19 protein-coding genes are annotated in these 19,839 nt (G+C 57.6%); 4 read left to right on the top strand and 15 right to left on the bottom strand.

Features of this window, described 5'->3' with window-relative positions; all coding sequences use genetic code 11:
• Nucleotides 1–57 precede the first annotated feature (57 nt).
• From obgE to ACUVTU_RS01220, 7 genes are all read right to left on the bottom strand, one after another.
• Entirely contained in the window at nt 58–1,338 is a 1,281-nt protein-coding gene (gene obgE, locus ACUVTU_RS01250) for a GTPase ObgE (RefSeq protein ID WP_445888140.1), read from the bottom strand.
• Between the two features lie 44 nt (nt 1,339–1,382).
• Nucleotides 1,383–1,961 carry a Spo0B domain-containing protein gene (locus ACUVTU_RS01245; RefSeq protein ID WP_445888139.1) on the bottom strand — a complete coding sequence of 193 codons (579 nt, stop codon included), beginning with the start codon at nt 1,959–1,961 and terminating at the stop codon, nt 1,383–1,385.
• A gap of 169 nt (nt 1,962–2,130) precedes the next feature.
• Nucleotides 2,131–2,910 carry an enoyl-CoA hydratase/isomerase family protein gene (locus ACUVTU_RS01240; protein ID WP_445888138.1) on the bottom strand — a complete coding sequence of 260 codons (780 nt, stop codon included), beginning with the start codon at nt 2,908–2,910 and terminating at the stop codon, nt 2,131–2,133.
• Nucleotides 2,911–2,914: 4 nt separating this feature from the next.
• Entirely contained in the window at nt 2,915–3,532 is a 618-nt protein-coding gene (locus ACUVTU_RS01235) for a PadR family transcriptional regulator (RefSeq protein ID WP_445888137.1), read from the bottom strand.
• A gap of 82 nt (nt 3,533–3,614) precedes the next feature.
• Nucleotides 3,615–5,615 (bottom strand): oxidoreductase, encoded by a 2,001-nt coding sequence (locus ACUVTU_RS01230; protein ID WP_445888136.1) that lies wholly within the window; start codon nt 5,613–5,615, stop codon nt 3,615–3,617.
• A gap of 159 nt (nt 5,616–5,774) precedes the next feature.
• Nucleotides 5,775–6,926: an anti-sigma factor family protein gene (locus ACUVTU_RS01225; RefSeq protein ID WP_445888135.1), complete on the bottom strand. Its 1,152-nt coding sequence runs from the start codon at nt 6,924–6,926 to the stop codon at nt 5,775–5,777.
• Nucleotides 6,913–7,452, bottom strand: a complete 540-nt coding sequence (locus ACUVTU_RS01220) for an RNA polymerase sigma factor (RefSeq protein WP_445888134.1) — start codon at nt 7,450–7,452, stop codon at nt 6,913–6,915. The genes ACUVTU_RS01225 and ACUVTU_RS01220 overlap by 14 nt, the downstream gene beginning before the upstream one ends.
• A gap of 205 nt (nt 7,453–7,657) precedes the next feature.
• Here ACUVTU_RS01220 and ACUVTU_RS01215 point away from each other — a divergent pair, with 205 nt between their 5' ends.
• From ACUVTU_RS01215 to ldhH, 4 genes are all read left to right on the top strand, one after another.
• A complete protein-coding gene (locus ACUVTU_RS01215) occupies nt 7,658–7,912 on the top strand; it encodes an FmdB family zinc ribbon protein (RefSeq protein ID WP_445888133.1) in 255 nt (84 codons plus the stop codon).
• Nucleotides 7,913–8,138: 226 nt separating this feature from the next.
• Complete coding sequence (locus tag ACUVTU_RS01210) at nt 8,139–8,993, top strand: phosphatase PAP2 family protein (RefSeq protein WP_445888132.1); 855 nt, start codon at nt 8,139–8,141, stop codon at nt 8,991–8,993.
• Between the two features lie 98 nt (nt 8,994–9,091).
• Nucleotides 9,092–9,628, top strand: a complete 537-nt coding sequence (locus ACUVTU_RS01205) for a LutC/YkgG family protein (protein ID WP_445888131.1) — start codon at nt 9,092–9,094, stop codon at nt 9,626–9,628.
• A gap of 4 nt (nt 9,629–9,632) precedes the next feature.
• On the top strand, nt 9,633–11,798 hold the full coding sequence (gene ldhH, locus ACUVTU_RS01200; RefSeq protein WP_445888130.1) for an L-lactate dehydrogenase (quinone) large subunit LdhH: 2,166 nt from the start codon (nt 9,633–9,635) through the stop codon (nt 11,796–11,798).
• Nucleotides 11,799–11,844: 46 nt separating this feature from the next.
• Here ldhH and ACUVTU_RS01195 read toward each other — a convergent pair whose 3' ends face one another.
• From ACUVTU_RS01195 to ACUVTU_RS01160, 8 genes are all read right to left on the bottom strand, one after another.
• On the bottom strand, nt 11,845–12,987 hold the full coding sequence (locus ACUVTU_RS01195) for an acyl-CoA dehydrogenase family protein (protein WP_445888129.1): 1,143 nt from the start codon (nt 12,985–12,987) through the stop codon (nt 11,845–11,847).
• Between the two features lie 54 nt (nt 12,988–13,041).
• On the bottom strand, nt 13,042–13,869 hold the full coding sequence (locus tag ACUVTU_RS01190; RefSeq protein ID WP_445888128.1) for an SDR family NAD(P)-dependent oxidoreductase: 828 nt from the start codon (nt 13,867–13,869) through the stop codon (nt 13,042–13,044).
• Between the two features lie 26 nt (nt 13,870–13,895).
• Nucleotides 13,896–14,321 carry a MaoC/PaaZ C-terminal domain-containing protein gene (locus ACUVTU_RS01185; RefSeq protein ID WP_445888127.1) on the bottom strand — a complete coding sequence of 142 codons (426 nt, stop codon included), beginning with the start codon at nt 14,319–14,321 and terminating at the stop codon, nt 13,896–13,898.
• A gap of 32 nt (nt 14,322–14,353) precedes the next feature.
• Nucleotides 14,354–14,791 (bottom strand): MaoC family dehydratase N-terminal domain-containing protein, encoded by a 438-nt coding sequence (locus tag ACUVTU_RS01180; protein WP_445888126.1) that lies wholly within the window; start codon nt 14,789–14,791, stop codon nt 14,354–14,356.
• Nucleotides 14,792–14,825: 34 nt separating this feature from the next.
• Nucleotides 14,826–15,056 (bottom strand): hypothetical protein, encoded by a 231-nt coding sequence (locus tag ACUVTU_RS01175; RefSeq protein ID WP_445888125.1) that lies wholly within the window; start codon nt 15,054–15,056, stop codon nt 14,826–14,828.
• Between the two features lie 6 nt (nt 15,057–15,062).
• Complete coding sequence (locus ACUVTU_RS01170) at nt 15,063–16,247, bottom strand: acetyl-CoA acetyltransferase (protein ID WP_445888124.1); 1,185 nt, start codon at nt 16,245–16,247, stop codon at nt 15,063–15,065.
• Nucleotides 16,228–17,670, bottom strand: coding sequence for an OB-fold domain-containing protein (locus tag ACUVTU_RS01165; RefSeq protein ID WP_445888123.1), 1,443 nt, complete (start codon nt 17,668–17,670; stop codon nt 16,228–16,230). The genes ACUVTU_RS01170 and ACUVTU_RS01165 overlap by 20 nt, the downstream gene beginning before the upstream one ends.
• A 201-nt stretch (nt 17,671–17,871) precedes the next feature.
• Nucleotides 17,872–19,617: a sigma 54-interacting transcriptional regulator gene (locus ACUVTU_RS01160; protein WP_445888122.1), complete on the bottom strand. Its 1,746-nt coding sequence runs from the start codon at nt 19,615–19,617 to the stop codon at nt 17,872–17,874.
• Nucleotides 19,618–19,839 lie beyond the last annotated feature (222 nt).

Here is a 19,839-nt window from a genome sequence, read left to right as displayed (position 1 = left end):
GCAAACAGCCACCACCGGGCAACAAAAGGCGCGGCAAATGCCGCGCCTGCCCAGTCGTTAATCCGCTACATATTCAAAACTGTAGTTGCCAATGACTACCGTGTCCCCGTCCTTGATTCCGGCCTCCTGCAGCGCCTGATCTATGCCCATCAGCTTCATGATGGAATAAAGGCGTTCCAGAGCTGCTTCATTTTCCACCTGGGTCATGGCCACATGCCTTTCGATCTCCCGACCGCCAATAAAAAAGATCCCATCCTGCCGGTGCAGCGTAAAGCGGGGCCCGGGATCTTCGGCCACATATCGTTCCTCCTCCGGCGGGGCCGGTTCTGCCGGAGGAATGGCCGGCAGATCGCGCAACATTTCGGCCAAACGATAAATAAGGGGCTGCAGCCCCTCCCCGCTGACGGCCGATACGGGGAAAATTTCATAATCATTTCCCAGCGCCTGTTGCAGGCGTTCCAGGTTTTCTGCCGCTCCCGGCAGGTCAGTTTTGTTCGCCGCCACCAGCATGGGCCGGCAGGCCAGACGCTGATCATAAAGGGCCAGTTCCCGGTTGATAATCGCAAAATCCTGCAATGGATCGCGCCCCTCTGAGCCGGCGATATCCAGAACGTGCACCAGAATCCGGGTGCGTTCTACATGGCGCAGAAACTGGTGGCCCAGACCAGACCCGCTGTGCGCCCCCTCGATCAAGCCGGGAATATCGGCTATGACAAAACTATCACCCTCGTCCACCCGCACCACGCCCAGGTTGGGTACCACAGTGGTGAAGTGATAGTTGGCGATTTTGGGTTTAGCCGCCGAAACGCGGGAAATGAGCGTGGACTTGCCCACATTGGGAAACCCCACCAGTCCCACATCGGCCAGCAGCTTGAGTTCCAGCTCCAGCCACCTTTCCTGTCCCGGTTCACCTTTTTCGGCAAAAGCCGGAGCTTTATTCTGCAGGGTCACAAAGCGGGCGTTGCCCCGGCCTCCCCGCCCCCCCCGGGCCACCACCAGCCGCTGCCCATGCTCCACCAGATCGCCCAGTACAGCACCACTATCCCCATCGCGCACCACAGTGCCCACGGGCACCCGCAGCACCAGATCCTCGGCACCGCGACCGTGCATATTTTTACCCATACCGTGTTGACCCCGTCCGGCCTTATAGTGGCGCTGATAGCGAAAATCCACCAGGGTGCGCAATCCCTCATCGGCCTGCAAAATCACACTGCCGCCCCGGCCGCCGTCGCCACCCCAGGGTCCACCGTCGGGCACGTATTTTTCCCGGCGAAAGGCCACGCAACCGTTGCCGCCATCGCCACCCTTAACATAAATTTTGGCATAATCGTAAAACATTACGTCATCCTCTTCCCGCTCTTTTTACAATAGCTTGCCTTGTTTTATCCCACGGCATGTGAAAGGCGCCGGGGTAAATTGATCACCAATTCGGTAGCACCGGACGCAAAAACCACTTTAACGCGGCCGCCCCGGGCGCGCAGCTTTTGATCCAGCACACCCAGCCTGTCCTGCCACCAGCTCAAACAGGCCGCCTCGTCCACCGGAATACCCACCCGGCAGACATACCAGCGGGAGTGTTCCAACAGGTTAATTTCCAGATGACGGTCATACAGCCGGTCTTTGACCAAACAGGCTACCGCTGCACTCACCGCTGTGAGCAGCGCTTCACCCACCAGGTCATCGGGCAAGTCAATCTGTGCCAGGTCGGTCTTGACATGGAAGTGCAGTTCCACCTGTTCTTTGGCCGCCTCATGGCAGCCCACCAGCATGGCCGCCGCCGCCTCGCTGTTTTTCAGATGCACAATCTTGCTCAGGCTGGCGATATGCGAGCTTACTTCCCTGATGTAGTCCATCACCCGTTCCGGTTTGTTCAGCTGCAGGAGACCGGAAATCACCTGCAGGTGATTTAAAAAGTCATGGCGCAGCACCGACAAAAGCTCCAGCATCTTTTCGGTTTGCACGGTTCTACACCTCCCCGGCACAAATTAATATGGCCCTCTGGAATGTTAATATTAACTTGAAATATAAATTTTGTCAATATTTTCTAGACAAATAAACAAAAACCCTGCTTGAAATAAGCAAACAGGGTTTTTTGTCAATCACACAATTACATACACATGGTATTATTTGTTATTTTCCCTGAAATTCCGGCAAGCGCTTTTCAAAAAAAGCCGCCACAGCTTCGTTTTTATCGCGGGTTCCCAGGCAGTGGATGGACTGGGCCTGCTCAAACAGGAGACCGGCATACAAAGAGCTCTCCTGAGCGACATTGACGGCCTTCTTGGCAAAACGCACCGCCAGAGGCGGCCGGGAGGCAATCTTCTCGGCCATGGCCAGAGCCGCGGGCAGCAGTTCCTCGGGTTCGTAGACCAGGTCCACCAGGCCAATGCGCAGGGCTTCCCGGGCGTCGATAGTATCGCAGGTCAGGATCAACCGCTTGGCCTGGCTGGCCCCCACTACCCGCGTCAAACGCTGGCTGCCCCCCATGTCGGGCGAGAGACCGAACTGCACTTCCTGAATACCGAAAACCGCTCTGGTGGAAGCCAGGCGAATATCACAGGCCAGCACCAGTTCGGTGCCCGCACCAAAACAGATCCCCTGCACAGCCGCGATTACCGGCTGCAACAGATTTTCCCAGCGGTTGTTCAACTGCTGCATGCGGGGCAGGTTACGCCAGATAAAGTCCGAGTCTAGCCTGCCCAGCAAGGAAAGGTCAATCCCGGCGCTGAACTTGTCGCCTGCCGCTTTCAGCACCACTGCCCGCACCGACTGATCCTGCTCCAGCTCGCTCAACACTCTTTCCATTTCCTGCCACATTTCTTCATTGAAGCAGTTCAGAGCCGCCGGACGATTCAGCGTTACCAGGGCCACCGCCCCCTGTTTTTCCAGCAGCACAGTCTTTTCCGACATGATCCTACTCCTTCCCGGCGCTTTTTTCATCAGCCAGCATACTCTCCAGCTTTTCAATGGCTCGACCGGCCCAGCGCAAATTGGTTTGCATCAGTTCAATGCCCAGTTCCAGGGTCATCAACCAGTACAGCTTATCCTGCGGACGATTAACATAACGACTGTAGTTCTCTACTACCGCAATCAGTGCCTGAAAATTTTCCAATTTGGCCTGTACTTCTTTTTGATACCTGATTAACTGGTAAAGAACCTCCCGCACCGGCATACGTCCGGCAAAATATATGCGCAGCAAAAATTCGTCATTGTAACGCAGGGTCAGGCGGGGAGGAAAATTGTGCAGCCAGGCCAGAAACTTTTCCTCCCCGGCCGGCGTCAGGCTGTAAACCTTCCGGTCCGGCTTGCCCTCCTGCTGCTTAATCTGCGATACCACCAGCCCCTGCTCTTCCATCCTGGCCAGTTCGCGGTAAATCTGGCTCAGGTGAGCATGCCAGAAGTGGTTGACCGAGTTGTCGAAAACCTCTTTCAAGTTGTAGCCCGTCATGGGCCGGTAGCTGAGCAAGCCCATAATAGCATAGGCCAGCGACATCTGCATCACCACAAAATTCTGTCTTTCGACATTATCCACAGGTCGCGCCGTGGAGATAGAAATTTGTCAAACCTTGCAGGGCGCGAAATTATCAACATTATCAACAATTTTATCCACAGGACTATAACTTTATCCCCAGTTCGCAGGCTTCTGCGATGGCCTCGGTTATTTTGCGCGGTTTGACGGCATCCCCGATCAGGTAAAGCTCCTGCACCCGGCCCCGCAGGCCTTCATAAAGGCTGTTTTCCGACCGCGCCCCCAGGGCCAGCACCACAGTGTCGGCCGGCAGGGTAACCTGCTGTTCGGGCGTTTCTATCAATACGCCTTCCAGTGACACACCCACCACTTTGCTCTGGTCCAGCACCTTGATACCCAGGCGCTTGATCTGTTTCATCACTCCCCAGCGCGTGCTCAGGCCGATATCCCGTCCAATCCCTTTGAGCATTTCCACAATGGTCACTTCCCGCACACTCTGGTTCAAAAGCTGCTGCAGCACAGCCGGCTCCTCGGCCTGGTGCACCACCAAAAACTTCAGCGTCTCCGCACTGATGGTACCCTGCTCGGCCAGGAAAATGGCCGTTTCACAGCCCACGGCACCGCCGCCTACCACAACCACCCGCCGGCCGGCGCAGGCCACCCCGTCCAGCACATCGTTGGCCTGGTGCACACAGATACCTTCCGCAACCGGGAAAGGTGCCGGTATGGGCCGCGCACCGGTGGCTACCACCACCACATCGGGGGCGGCGGCCAGCACATCCTCCACTGTGGCCGCCCTGTTCAGAACCACTTCCACCCCGGCTTTTTGCAGGCGGTGGGACTGGTACTCAATCAGGCTGGCGAAATCGGCCTTGCCCGGCGGTTTGGTTGCATAGTGCACCTGGCCGCCCAGGCGGTGGCTCTTTTCCCAAAGTGTCACCCGGTGTCCCCGCTCGGCAGCCAGCGCCGCCACCTCCATGCCGGCCGGGCCACCACCAATGACCAGTACATTTTTGCTTACCTGTGCCTTTCGGACTTCCAGCTCGTGTTCTCGCCCGGCCAGACCGTTGACCGCGCAAAGTACATCCCGCATGCTGAAAACCCGGTCCATGCAGCCCTGGTTGCAGGCAATGCACTTACGTACTTCCCGCTCGCGTCCCTCCTGCACCTTGCGGGGTAGATCGGGATCGGCAATCAACGGACGCCCCATGTTCACCAGGTCGGCTACTCCCATGCACAACAGCTGCTCGGCCAGACGCGGATCGTTGATGCGGTTGCTGGCAATCACCGGTATGGAGACCGCCCGTTTCACTCCGGCTGCCAGGTAGGAAAAACCGCCGGGCGGCAACTCACCGGTAATCTGGGGCACCCTGGTCTCATGCCAGCCGCCCGTGACATTGATGCAGTCCACGCCCGCTTTTTCCAGCTCGCGGGCAAAGGCCGCCGCCTCCCTGTTGGTATTGCTGCCGGGCATGAAATCATTGCCACTGATGCGCACCAGCAGCGGGTAGTCGGCCCCCACCCGTTCCTTGATGGCCCGTACCACTTCAATGCCGAAGCGGCAGCGGTTTTCCCAGGAGCCCCCGTACTCATCGGTGCGCAGGTTGGTCAGGGGGGATAAAAACTGGCAAATCAAATAGCCGGCGCTGGCAATCACCTCCACCGCATCAAAACCGGCCCGTTTGGCCCGGTCGGCCGCGGCGGCGTAGCTCTCAATTACGGCGGCAATATCTTCCCTGGTCATTTCCCGCGGCGTCTCCCCGGTAAAGCGGGAAGCCACGGCGGAAGGAGCCGCCGGCTGCTGGCCGATGACCATGGAGTGGGCATAGCGTCCCGACTGGTAGAGCTGGGCGGCTATCTTCGCCCCGGCTGCGTGAACGGCCCCGGTCAACTCGCTTAAACCGGGGATGAATTTGTCGTCCTGCAGGCTGATCATCATGGGCCCCGGCCCCAGCCGGTCAATCGCACAGCCCCCCACAATGATCAACCCCGCTCCCCCGGCCGCCCGGGTAGCGTAATAGCGCACCAGGCGCGGGTTGACAAACCCGTCCGGCGTATAGGCGTGGTGGATGGCCGGCATGACAATGCGGTTTTTCAGTTCCAGGCGGCCGATTTGAATGGGCTGGAAAAGATATTTATACTGCACTTGAACCACTCCCTACCAGTACTTATTAATATATAACACTGTACTATGTTTAGAATAATCATGCAATAAATTGACTGACAAGTCAATACTTTGGCACAATAAATATTTACCCGGCACAATAATAAGGCCACCGCCAGGCGGTGGCCACTAACCATATCCTTACTCCTGCCGCCAGAAGAACTCCAGCAGTTCGCCCGGACTGTCAGCCAAACGGGTACCTTCCAAACTGTAGACAAATCCTCCCCGCTGCCAGTTCAGCACGGTATAGCCATCATCCAGTTCCCAAAGCACCCCCCGGTACTGGTTGTACTGCCATACCCGGGCCCTCTCCGGAGTCAACTGGTCCCCCCGGTGCAGGGATAGCGGCGCTGCACCGGCTGCCGCCAGAGTTTGTTTGCCCCAGACAACTGTCTGGTCCTGAACCAGATATACTTTAAATATGGCTCCCTTACCAATCTCCTGGCGCAGCGGTACCGGCAGAACCCCGGTCGATCCAACCTGCTCACTTTCCGGTGCCGCCTGCTGCCGGGCCACTTCCTCCGGGTCCGGTGCCGCTGCCAGGGCCTGCACCGGCCGCGCCACCGCTCCACGCTGCACGACAGCCTTCTCCTGCACCGCCAGGGCGACCGGTTGTTGTCCGGCATCCTGGTTCACCGGCAACCGGAAGGTTCCGGTCTCCGCCGGCAGTTTTCGGGCCACCACCTCCCCGGAAGCAACGGACAGCTCCCGTTGGGGGCCCCCGGTTACTGCCGCCACAACCGGTCCGCCGTCCCGGCCCTCCTCCCTGCCAATTGCTGCATCTGCCGCCTGCTCCCGGATCTGGTGGCGGCGACCGGCCAGTTTTTCATCGGTCAGAGATGACTTTTCCACCGGCGCGGAAAGGTCCACCTGCTGCTCAGACCCGGTCGTTCGGGCGGTCATCAGTCCGGCGGCCAACCGGGGACCGGTAACCAGCTCCTTTTTCAACCAATCATAACTCCCGCCCAGAGCCAGCACCAGGAGCAAAGCTGCCGCCGCCACATAGGGAACCCAGCCGGCGAAACTGCTAGAGCGCTGGCGCGGCGCTTGCCCGGCAGGCACATTCCGGCAGGCCACCAGCACCCGGTGGCTCAGTTCCCCGGGCACGGGAATTTCCGCCATTATTTCTTTAACCCCCTGCCGGAGCAGCAACTCGGCCCGGTACCAGTGCTGCCACTCCCGGGCACAGCTGGCACAGTTTTCCAGGTGCTGCTGAAAATCTTTTTCCAGGGAAGTGTCCAGTGTGCCCGAAAGCTGCTCCTGAATCAGCCGCCTGAAGTCATGACAATGCATAAGGCATCTCTCCCAAACGTTCTTTTACCAGGGCCCGTGCCGTGCTCAACCTGGATTTGACCGTACCCTCGGGCAGGTTTAACACTTCGGCCACCCGTTTGACGCTCATATCCAGACCATAATAAAGCGTCAGCAAAATCCTGTGCTCGGGTTTAAGTGAATCAATCACCTGTTTGAGTTCCAGCTTGAGATCCAGATCGGTACAGGCCTCATCACCGGACCAGGTATCGTTTTGCACCACCTTTTCCAGCAAAGCCACCTCTCGTTTATTTTTTCGCATTTTATCACGGCAAAGATTGACCACTATTTTATAAAGCCAGGTGGCAAAAGAAGCCCTGCCCTGAAAACCGGCTAACTTTCTGTAACAGATGATAAAGGCTTCCTGCACCACGTCTTCCGCCGCTCCATGATCGCGCAGGATCATGTAAGCAGTGCGGTAAACGCTGGCCGAATAGTCCTCCACCAGCCGGGTGAATGCTTCCTCGTCTCCCGCCCTGGCCTTTTCCACCACGGCAACATCCGCCAATTACTGTCACCCGCCATATAATCTTTTAAGTAATTGACGCTGCGGTTGACTATTTGGTTTAATGCCTGACATTCTGCTTCTTAAAATTTTTTTAGCTGCTTTAAATGTAAAGCTCACCAAAGCGTGCTATAATTATGAATAAAAATTTGATACCTGTATTTTCCATATCGATCAAACCAGTATAACTACAGGGAGGCCAGATTACATGCCCATATTTGAATTCAAATGCCAGTCCTGTAACCATGTTTTTGAAAAACTACTGCTGACCAGCCAGTCCGATACACCACAGACCTGCCCGCAGTGTCAGAGCAATCAGGTACAAAAACTGATCTCGGCACCCTTTATCCCCAGTGCGGTGGGCAAACCGGCCAATGATGAACTGCGCTGCTGTGCCGGAAAAAAAGATGCCGGAGAATGTACACCCGGTGCCTGCTGTGCCGACCAGGGGCCGGTTCACTGAGGCGAACCCGACAGCAAACAATGCTGTAGTTATAGAAAATCGTTATTCAGCCAACGGAGCATTGACTTCCCGGTATAGTCTACCTGCATATACCGGGCTTTTTTGTGCTGGGTAAAAAAAGGGGCAACCGCCCATAATAATATCCGGCAATGTCACTGCCGGTACTAAACCAGGAAATTGCCCCGGTTTCCGGTTTATATAACATAGCCGAAAAGGAGCGAGTCCTATGCAGCTCAGCCAGCTCATATACCACTCTCCTTTTACTATGCTGCTCACCTTTATGCTCACCAGCGGATTGATCTTTCTACTGGCCAGCGCCGGGAATATACCCGTCCTGAACGGCAGCATAAACCTGCGCTATCATTACAACAATATCAACATGCCCAGCGTCAATGTGGGCAGCTTTCCCCGGCCTTTACGAATTATCTTCTGGCTGCTGGTCTTTATGCTTTACAACCTGGGATTGCACTATCTGGTAGCCTGGTTTGAACAATTTTTCCCCGCCGGTTGGCAATTAACCCGCCTGATTGCCGCTGTAGAAGGAAATTTGCCGGCTCTGGTACAGAGCCTGGCCAATCCTTTCTTAACCAGTGTACTCAGCTTCTTTTACATTTTTGTTTTTCCGGCTCTGATCCTGGGTGTGTACCTTTACTTAATGCTCACCGAACGGACCGGGCTGGCCCTGTTCCTGCTCTGCGCTGTGGGAACGAATTATCTGCTGGCAGTGCCATTTTATCTGCTCACGCCGGTATACGAGACCTGGTATTACAACCCCCAGGTCAAGCTGCTCATTGAGCAGGTCTATCCGGCCTTCAATCACACTTATCGCTTCTTCAGCGGTCTGAATAACAATTTTCCCAGCCTGCACACCTCTATTTCCACCACGGTCACTCTGGTGGCGGCACACATTAGGGAAAAGCGCCTGCTGGCCCTGGTGATCCCGGTCAATCTGACCATCGTTTTTTCCACTGTCTACCTGGGCATTCACTGGGTAACCGATGTACTGGCCGGACTGCTTTTCGCCAATATCTGCCTTGGTCTTACCATCAGATGTTTACGAAAATTCAACATACAGTTATAATACATGGTAAGACCATCAGTCTTACTGGTCACATATCCATTCCGGGCAAGGTTCCCCTTTGTGAGCAGTAAGACAGCGCAGAGAGGAAGAAATCAGCCATGCTACAGCTCTACGATCAGTTCAAGCAGGCCGCTGCCGCTCTGTCGGCCGAAGTAAACCGTGTCGCCGACCCTCAGGAAGCCGTTTCCTTTTGCCGGCAATTCACCGCCGAACTTAATCAGCCGGCAGTAGTGGTCGACTCCCATCCCATGACAGGCCAAATTGCTGCCTCTATATCCGAACTGACGATCCCCTGCGACCGCCAGGCGGCCGCCCGGGCTAATCTGGGCATGGCCTGTTACGATCTGGCCATCGCTGACACCGGCACCCTGGTGCAAAATGCCACATCCCTTGACAGCCGTCTGGCCGCCACCCTCCCTCCCATACATCTGGCCCTGGTACCCACCAGCGGGCTGGTCCCATCCCTGGTTGATGTATTCACCCATCTGGCCCGAAACTCGGAGCAACTACCCGGATACCTGGCCTTTGTTTCCGGACCCAGCCGCACCGCCGACATTGAAAGGGTTCTTACCATCGGCGTACACGGGCCGGAACGATTAATCATTTTATTTATTGATCGGTGGGAAAGGGGCTAACAAGATGGTTGATTATCTGAAAAAAGATATTGCTACCGCTCTGGGTAATCCCAATTTGCATACCGCTCTGGGCAATTTTGCCGATGATTATGTTAAATCAAGGGAAAGAGCCTACGCCAACCGGGATTTTCAGGCCCTGCGCCAAAAAATAAAGGCTGTCAAGGGCAGCGCGGCAAAAAATATGCATGAGCTGGCCAAACAGTTTGCCGCCCGGGTGGAGGAGCGGGGCGGCAAGGTCTTTCTGGCCCGGGACGCCCAGGCCGCTGTAGACTACATCATCCGCCTGGCCAGGGAAAAAAACGTCCAATCAGTTGTCAAATCCAAGTCTATGGCCTCGGAGGAGATCCACCTCAACCACCACCTCCAGGCTGCAGGTATTGCAGTCCACGAGACCGACCTGGGCGAATGGATTATCCAGCTCTGTAAGCAGCGCCCCTCCCACATGGTCATGCCGGCCATCCACATGACCCGCCAGCAGGTGGCCGAAGTGTTTTCCCGGGCCACCGGGCAGGAGCTGCCGCCCGACATCGCCCGCCTGGTAAAAGTGGCCCGGGAAAACCTGCGCCAGCAATTTTTGAGCGCCGGCATGGGCATCAGCGGCGCCAACATCGCCATTGCCGAAACCGGCACCCTGGTGCTTTTGACCAACGAGGGCAACGCCCGCCTGGTCACCACTCTGCCTCCCATACATGTGGCCGTGGTAGGACTGGAAAAACTAGTGGAAAGCTTTCAGGACGCTCTGCCCATTATCGAGGCCCTGCCCCGCAGTGCTACCGGACAGCAGATCACCAGCTATGTAACCATGATCACCGGGCCGGTGCCCGCCGTGGATCTGGAAGGTCACCAGACATCCAAGGAATACCATGTAATTCTTCTGGACAACGGCCGTACCGCTCTGCGCGATGACCCGGATTTCCAGGAAGCCCTGCAGTGTATCCGCTGCGCCTCCTGTCTCAATGTCTGCCCGGTATACCGATTGATTGGCGGGCATGTTTTCGGCGATGTTTATACTGGTGGCATCGGGACCATTTTAACTGCTTTCCTGGGGCAGAACCGGGAAAAAGCTGCCCAATTGCAGACGCTGTGCATCCAGTGCGGACGCTGCCGGGATTTTTGTCCGGGCCAGATAGATATCAGCGGTCTGTTGGAAAAATTGCGCCAGCGCACCCTCAGTCAGAACAAACCCGGCCCGGCGCAGCGATTGCTGCTGGGAAAAGTGCTGGGCAACCGGCAGCTTTTCCACCGCTTGTTACGTACAGCGGCCGCCGCTCAGAAACCCTTTACCCAGGATGGCATGGTGCGACACCTGCCCCTGTTCCTGGCCGGTCTGACCAAAGAAAAAAGCCTGCCGGCCCTGGCCGACAGACCACTACGGGATCAAACCAACCTTCTGATCCGACCCCGGGGCGAGACCCGAAGCCGGGTGGCTTTTTTTGCCGGATGCCTGACGGACTTCGTCTACCCCGGCATTGGCGTGGCCACCGCCCGGATACTGGCCGCCCTGCAGATGGAAATGGTGTTCCCGGCGGAGCAAACCTGCTGCGGCTATCCGGCAGGGGAAGCGGGATTCACCGACACATTCCGCCAAACCGCCCGGCAGAACATCGCCGCTTTTGCTGATGCAAAGGCCCAGTATATCATTACCCCCTGTCCCACCTGCGCCGCAGCCTGGAAAAAGATCTACCCCGAGCTGCTGGCCAATGACGGCAAATTGGCCAGAACAGCCGCCACACTGGCCAACAGGGTTTACGATGTCAGCTCCTTTATTCTGGAACACGGAGGAGAGCAGCTGCTAAGTACCTGTCCGCCGGCCAGCGAAGAACTAACTTATCATGAATCCTGTCATTTGAAACGCACGCTGGGAGTATCGGACGCTCCCCGCCGTTTGCTCCAGGCTGCCGGTTACAAACTGGTCGAAATGCGCTTTGCTGATGTCTGCTGCGGCTTTGGGGGCTCCTACTCCCTGCAGTACCCCGAACTATCGGCGGGCATGCTGCGCAAGAAGCTGCAGTGGATTGGTGAAACCGGCGCCGGTACAGTGGCCAGTGACTGCCCGGGTTGTACAATGCAGCTGAGCGGCGGAATGGATCGCGCCGGCCTGCCGGTAAAAGCCCTGCATACAGCCGAACTGCTGGCCAGAGCCATTGAATGCTGCCCGGAACGGTGGTGACCTTCCAGAGCAAGCTGCAAGCCCATATAGAATCCCGGGAACCGGGCTAAAGGCCCAGTTCCCGGGAAATAATCAGTTTCATGATCTCGCTGGTACCGGCAAAAATGGTCTGGATGCGTGCATCCCGGTAATCGCGGCAGATGGGATATTCTTCGATATAGCCGTAGCCACCGTACAGCTGCACCGCCTGATAGGCCACCCGGTTGAGCATCTCGGCTACCCAGTACTTGGCCATGGATACCCGTTTGACAATGCGCTGGCCAGCCATGTGTTCCTCCACCAGCCGCTCCACAAAAACACGTCCCAGTTCCACCTCGGTGGCCATTTCCGCCAGTTTGAAGCTGTTGTGCTGCAGCCGGCCGATGGGCTGACCGAAAGCCTTTCTGGTTTTACTGTATTCCAGAACCTGCTCCAAAATCTTCTCCGCCAGGGCCTGGGCGCCTACAGCGGCCACCAGCCGTTCCTGCTGCAGCTTTTCCATTAAATACACAAAGCCCCGGTTTTCCTGCCCCAACAAATTTTCCACCGGCACCCGGCAGTCGTCAAAATACAGCTCGGTAGTATCCTGGCTCTTCAGCCCCATTTTTTCCAGCCGCCGCCCCCGACTGAAACCCGGCGTACCGCTTTCCACCACCAGAAGACTGATTCCGGCACGGGCATTGGCCGCCCCGGGAGCGGTTTTACAGGCTACAATCACCAGATCGCAGTTTTCGCCCCCCGAAATAAAGGTCTTGCTGCCATTAATCACATACTGGTCCCCCTGCCGGACGGCCGTGGTTTTGATTGCCGCCAGATCCGATCCGGCATCGGGTTCGGTCATGGCCACAGCGGCAATTATTTCCCCACTGGCACAGCCGGGCAGCCAGCGGCGCTTTTGCTCGGCGTTGCCGTAGGCATGAATGTAGGGCACTACGATATCGCTGTGCAGGGGAAACATTACATGGGTGCCTGCCCGGGCCAGTTCCTGGGCAATAATCACCGAGTAGCCAAAGTCGGCACCACTGCCCCCGTATTCTTCCTCCAACCAGGGACACAGAAAGCCCTGTTCGCCCGCCCGCCGCCACACCTGGCGAGGCACCAACCCCTGTTTCTCCCACTGCTCATAGTAAGGCAATATTTCAGTCTGAATAAACTTGCGCCAAGCCTGGCGAAAAATCTGATAGTCCCCGCTGTACAGATCCAGGGCCATGGCTGATCATCCCCTTCCCTTCACGCGCCCCCGGAATGGATGGACTTTGGGGCATCAAATGCCTCCGGTAACGCGAATCACCTGACCGGTAATATAATCGGCCAGCGGCGATGCCACCAGCAGAATGCTGGCTGCCGCTTCCTCGGGGGTGGCCGCCCGGCCCAGCGGGCACATCATCTTGAACATCTGACGGATTTTTTCCGGCACCCCAATGGCTACCTCTTTGTCTCCCTGCTTGAGCACCTCGCCTTTTTCCTTGGCCTGGGTCAGCCTGGTTTCAATAAAGCCAAAAGCGACACAGTTGACCAGAATATTGTAGGGTCCCCACTCCTTGGCCAGGGTTTTGGTCAGACCCACCACAGCCGCCTTGGCGCTGGAATAGTTGGCCTGACCGAAATTACCGTCCAGCCCGGCTATAGAGGAAATATTGATGATCTTGCGCGCCCGCGCCTGTCCGGTGGTTTGCTTCTCCTGCGCGGCCACATCGCGCATATAGGGTGCGGCGGCCCGGATCAGGCGAAAGGGAGCGGTGATGTGCACATCCAGCATGGCCTGCCACTGCTGGTCGGTCATTTTGTGAATGGTTGCGTCCCAGGTGTAGCCGGCATTGTTGACCAGAATGTCTATGGAGGGACCGAAGTTATCCACTGCCACCTGCACCAGCCGGGCGGGAAACTCCGCATCAGTCACATCACCGGCCAGCCCCACGGCCTGACCCCCCTGCTGTCTGATCTCGGCCACCACCTCATCCAGCGGCACCGGATCAATGTCACTGAGCACCAGCCGGGCTCCCTCCCGGGCAAAAAGCAGAGCGGTAGCCCGGCCGATGCCCCGGCCGGCGCCGGTAATCAGCGTTACTTTATCCTTGAGCATCTGATCCATATCTTGATTCCTCCCATCTTCATACTTCAATCCAGTGGAACATCCACCAGACATTCACCTTGCAGGCGCGGCTGTCCGTCCTGTCCGACAGCAGTCAACACGCACTGCAGCTGCAGCCGGCCGTCCTGTTCCTGCCGTTCACCGATCTGTCCCTGTACCGTAATTACATCGCCCGATTTGGTAACTCCCACAAAACGCACTTTAAACCGCCGCAAGGCGCCGGGACCAAACCACTGCGTCAGCGCCTGCCCGGCAAAAGCCATGATCAGCATACCGTGGGCAATTACCCCGTCGAATCCGGCCATTTTCCCCACGCTGTCCATAAAGTGCAGCGGGTTGAAGTCGCCCGAAGCGCCGGCATAGCGCACCAGCTGCACTTCACTGACCGCCGGCTTGCTCAGCGGCGGCAGCGGATCACCCGGCTGCAACGCGGCCAGATTGAGCTCGGCCATAATTCTCACCTCACCCGAAAGTTGTGTCCCGGTCAAAGCCGTTCAATAATCAGCTTGCGGCTTTCCAGCGCCCTTTCCCCAAACTGGTTGACATATGTGCTGCACAAAACAACCAGGCGCAGGGATTTTTTTACTGTATCGCTCTCCACCACGGTCTCCACAGTCAGCTGATCGCCGGCGCAAACCGGAGCATGATAGATGAATTCCTGTTCACCGTGCAGCACCCGTACCGGGTTCATCTGCAAAAACTGGCACAGGGACATGAAGTCCATACTGCCCCAGAAGTCGGCACAAATACCAAAGGTGGGGGGAGCCAGCACATCCCGGTATCCGGCCTGTCTGGCCGCCGCGCTGTCCAGATAGAGCGGATTCGTGTCACCCACCGCCCGGGCAAATTCGCCAATTTTCACCTTCTCCACCTGGAAAGTGAATGCCGGCAGTTTACTTCCCACCAGCCCCTTTTGTTCCATACTCCAGCACCTCCTGCCACATCACTGCAAAATGTCAGAAACCCTGTTCCTTTCCCGATCCCTCTGCTCCCTCCGGTGGCACTAAAAAACTGATATACTGCGGACAGTCGTCCAGCGGGCAACCGGCCTGTTCACTGCACTGCCAGTGAAATGGTTGCCGGTCTACCTGGCAGGTGCGGGTACCCTGACCGTAAATCAGTTCGGTTATTTCCACCATCATCCCCCGGCGCGAACAGAAAATTGTCTGCCTGCTTTCCAGCCACATGGCGGTTTATCCCAGCTCCCGGCCCACAATGCACACTGAAGCCACACTCTGCCAGGGGAATCCCCCCAGATTATGAGTCAAACCCAGCACCGGATCCTTGATCTGACGCGGTCCAGCCTCTCCCCGCAGCTGCAGGAACATTTCAAAGAGCATGCGCAGCCCGCTGGCGCCAATGGGGTGGCCGAAGGATTTCAGGCCGCCGTCCGGGTTGACCGGCAGCGCCCCGCCCAGATCAAACACTCCCTCCAGTACGTCGCGCCAGGCCTGCCCCCGCTCACTGAAGCCCAGGTCTTCATAAATGACCAGTTCGGTAGGAGTGAAGCAGTCATGCACTTCGGCCATGCTGATCTGACGGCGCGGATCGGTCACACCCGCCTGCTGGTAGGCATCCCGGGCCGCCTGCACGGTTTCCCGGATGGTGGTGAAATCGTAGTCCTGGTGCATGCTGCCGTGTCCCGGACCGCAGGCAATGGACAAAGCCTTGACATAAATCGGCTTGTCTGTGTATTTGTGCGCATCTTCCGCCCGCACAATTACCGCTGCCGCCGCCCCATCAGCTACCCCGGAACAATCCATAATGCCCAGGGGTGCCGCCACAATAGGGGACTTCAGGATCTGCTCCATGCTCACTTCCTGACGAAACTGGGCCCGCGGGTTCAAGGCGCCGTTTTTATGGTTTTTCCAGGCGATGCGGGCCAGCACCTCCTTGCCCTGCTTTTCATCCAGGCCGTATTTTTTGAAATAGGCCGGTGCCAGCAGGGAAAAGGCAGCCGGTGCGGAATAATTGGGCTTCATCCCGTCGTCCAGCAGATGGGGAATCACCAGCCCGCTGTATCCCGAATCCTTTAGCTTTTCCGCACCAATGGCCAGCACGATGTCATAGGCTCCGCTGGCCACGGCGTAGCAGGCGTTGCGGAAGGCATCGGTGCCCGTAGCGCAGAAGTTTTCCACCCGGGTTACCGGCTTGTACTGGATTTTCAGCGGACCGGAGAGCGTAATCCCGCAAAAACCTGAATTGCAGGTGCCAAACCAGTAGGCCTCAATGTCCCCTGGTTCCACACCGGCACTGGCGTAGGCCTCGTAGGCCGCCTCCACCATCAGGTCCTCCAGACTCTTGTCCCAGTGTTCGCCAAAGCGGGTACAACCCATCCCCACAATGGCCACGCGGTCCTTAATTCCCCTGCCGGCCATCTTGCTGCACCTCCTGTCGCCTGGGTCTGGCTTTCCAGTAATAGTTGGCAATGCCGTCGGCCCGGTAATAGTTACGGAAGGTCATCTCTACCGGCATCCCGATGAACAACTTTGCCGGATCGCAATCGGTCAGTTCACAGATCATCCGACCTCCCCCTTCAAAATCCAGCACGGCAAATACTGCCGGCGGATCCTGCGAGAAAGTTAGATAATCCACCGTGTAGGTAACAATACTGGCCGGGCGATCCAGAAAGCGGTAAGGCACCATTTTATCCACAGCCTGACAGTGCACACACACCCGCTGGGGTGGAAACTGCGGTGTGCCGCACTCCTGGCACCGGCTGCCGTAAAAAGCCAGCTTTTGTTTGCCTCCCCGCCACATGCCCGGTGCGGATGGCCGGCCGGGATCGGGTCGGCGGGGCGATTCCTGGGTAATAATCTGCCGCCACTTCAAATAGGTGTGGTAGCCAATCTCCCGCCGGGAAGCCAGGTGGCCGCGCAGCCCCCGACGGGGCCGGAACTTTTCGATGGCCTCGGTAACCCGGAACAACAGGGCGTCACACCCTTCCCCGAAAGTCACCAAAAGAATCAGCTGGCCCGGCCGGGCTTCCTCCAGCGCTCCCACCAGCATGAGCAGCGGTCCGGCGCAGCCAGCCAGGCCCACTGCCGCAAACAGGCTATCCTGCACCTGGGACAGGTCGAAACCCAGCTGGCGGGCCAGAGCCATCTGATAGCGGGGATTGGGTCCGTACAGCACCAGCCGGTGTACATCGGCTGGCTGCAAACCCTGCTGTCCCAGGAGTGCACTCACGGCCTTTTTCACCAGGCGGTTGTATCCCTTGCTGATAAAAAAACGTTCCTCCCAGGTGCGCACAAACCGGTCATCCGCCGTACGCCACTGGGATAAAATATCCTCGGCCAGGCTCACCCCGCCCAGGTACTCGGCCAGCACATTCTGCCCGCCCAGTAAAAAAGCCGCCGCTCCGTCACCGCTGACCTGCTCCCAGGCACCCTGCGGAGCACCCAGCCGGCAATCACCCGCCGCTATCAGCGCGGTTTCTACCCCGCCCTGCACGGCATCCAGTGCCGCCAGCAGCGCATTACTGCCGCAGCGCAGCGAACCGGTGATGTCGGCTGTGCGCACGCTGGCCGGCAGATCCAGCGCTCCCGCCAGGGTGGCGGCACTTTGTTTTTCCAGATAGGCCGGTGTGGTCGTGGCATAATAAACCACTCCCGGGGTTACAGCTCCCAGGGGAGCCAGACAGTCCCAGCCCGCTTCCACGGCCATGGACAGGCTGTCCTCGTCATAACCGGCCACCGCCTTTTCTCCCGGCGCTGCCGGTTCTCCGGTCACCTGCTGAATGCTACGGCGCGGCAGGCGTCCTAAAGGCACATAAGCGCCATAGGCCACAATACCGGACAATTTTACTCACCGTCCTTTTTGAGGATTGCACATCCACTGCCACTTTCCGGCAGTAAAATATTTGCACAAAGTGTGCCTGAAAAAACAGCATCCCGCCGGAGCAGGCGGGACGGTTCGGTCAATTTTGTTAATATAAAATATTCAGATTTTAACATTCATTCTGACTTACACTTTTGTATTATAATCAGGACGATAGTGTACTCATTCAAGGACATTATCGCCGATCTGCAGACGCTCCAGACGGGTATACAGGCGGGAGCGGCTCATATTGAGCAGACGGGCCGCCCGGGCCTTATTGCCACCGGTACGCCGCAGCGCGGCCAGAATCATCTCCCTTTCCGCCTGCTCCAGTTTTTCCCGGTAGGACGCCGGACCCGCCAGCTCCGGTACGGCAGGGGCACGGCCGGTACGATTGCCGCCTGCCCCGGCAATTTGCTCATCTTCCGCCAACCCTTTTGTTGGCCCGGTCCCGCTCAGCAGATAGTCCGGCAGGTGCTGCAGGCCGATACAGCCGCTGCGGGCATATACCACGGCCCTTTCCACTATATTTTCCAGCTCGCGCACATTGCCCGGCCAGTGATAAGCATACAGCAGCTGCCTCACCTGCAGGCTGATCCCGGTAACCGCCGCACCCAGCGTCTGGTTGCAGCGGTCTATAAAATAGCGCACCAGCAGATCAATATCGGCCCGGCGCTGCCGCAATGGTGGTACCTGCAGTCCAATCACATTCAGGCGGAAAAACAGATCTTCCCGAAAACGACCCTGTTTAATCAGGGCACCCAGGTCCTGATTGGTGGCCGCAATAATCCGCACGTCCACCCGGCGCGGCCGGGTATCACCCACCCGGATGACCTCCCGGTCCTGCAGTACGCGCAGCAACTTGGCCTGCAGAGCCAGGGTCATATCGCCCACCTCATCCAAAAACAACGTCCCTCCGTCAGCCTGCATAAAACGCCCCGGTTTGCCCGCCCGGTCGGCCCCGGTAAAGGCCCCCGGCGCATAGCCGAACATTTCGCTTTCCAGCAGCGCTTCGGGTATAGCCGCACAGTTAACCGTCACAAATGGTCCCCTGGTCCGGGGACTCAGGCGGTGAATGGCGCGGGCCACCAGTTCCTTGCCCGTACCCGACTCGCCGGTGATCAGCACGGTAGAAGCCGTTTGAGCCACCCGGTAAATCTCCTCCTTGAGCTGTCGCATGACCGTGCTTTCGCCCACCAGCATATCTTTCCAAAAATCCAGCTCGTGAGCCATTTTTTCCAGCTCAATCAGGTCATGCAGCACGACCACGGCTCCCGCCTCGTCGCCACCGAGTACCGGCAGGATGTTGGCCAGCAGGGTAAGCTGCCCCAGGTTGATGCGCTGGCCCAGACAGGGCTGTCCCTGCAGCGCCTTTTCCACTGGCAGTCCCGGCAGAAATGCCTGCACATATTCTCCGGTATGCCGGGCGGCATCCAGGCCCAGCACGGTTTCCGCCGCCCGGTTGAGCATGGTCAGCCGCTGCCACCTGTCCACCGCCAGCACGGCATTGGGCAGGGCGTCCAGGATGGCCCTGAGCCGGGCACTCTGCAGGTCGGACTGTCTGAGCAGGGTCAGCACCATATTGGTCTTGGTGAACATACCCAGAAAACAGCCGCTTTCATCCAATACAGGAGCTGAACCGACCGGACTGGTACGGACTATCTCCTTGACCTCTTCATAGGGCAGGTGACCCGGCACGGCCACCACATCGCGGCGGAAATAACCCTCCACCGGCTGCTCCAGTTCCGCCCCTCCCAGCAAGGCATCAAAAAGATCGGTGCGTGTGAGCACGCCCAGCAGTTTACCACCCTCATCCACCACCGGCAGGCTGTCCACCCGGGCAGTACGAAAATGCAGCAGCGCGGTGCGCAGTGTGTCGTCACTTTGCAGACAGGGCACATCTTTTCTAATCATGTCTTTAAGATACAACGTTCATCCACCCCCGCACCATTGGGCCTGTTAATTTGATTATAGCAGAGGACGGCTTGAACAGGGGGATCATTAATTATTTCACGATCTATTCACCGGCCGGGTCACTGGTGAGCAGAGCATCCGCCCGGTGGCTACAAATCAGCTCCGGATGGTCGTGTTCAGGACACCAGCAACCTGGAGCCGCTTGCTCCCTAGTCTACACAAAAAGAATAGCCATTC

The sequence above is a fragment of the Desulfurispora sp. genome (assembly GCF_052744395.1).
This window is presented reverse-complemented; position numbering and strand designations above follow the sequence as displayed.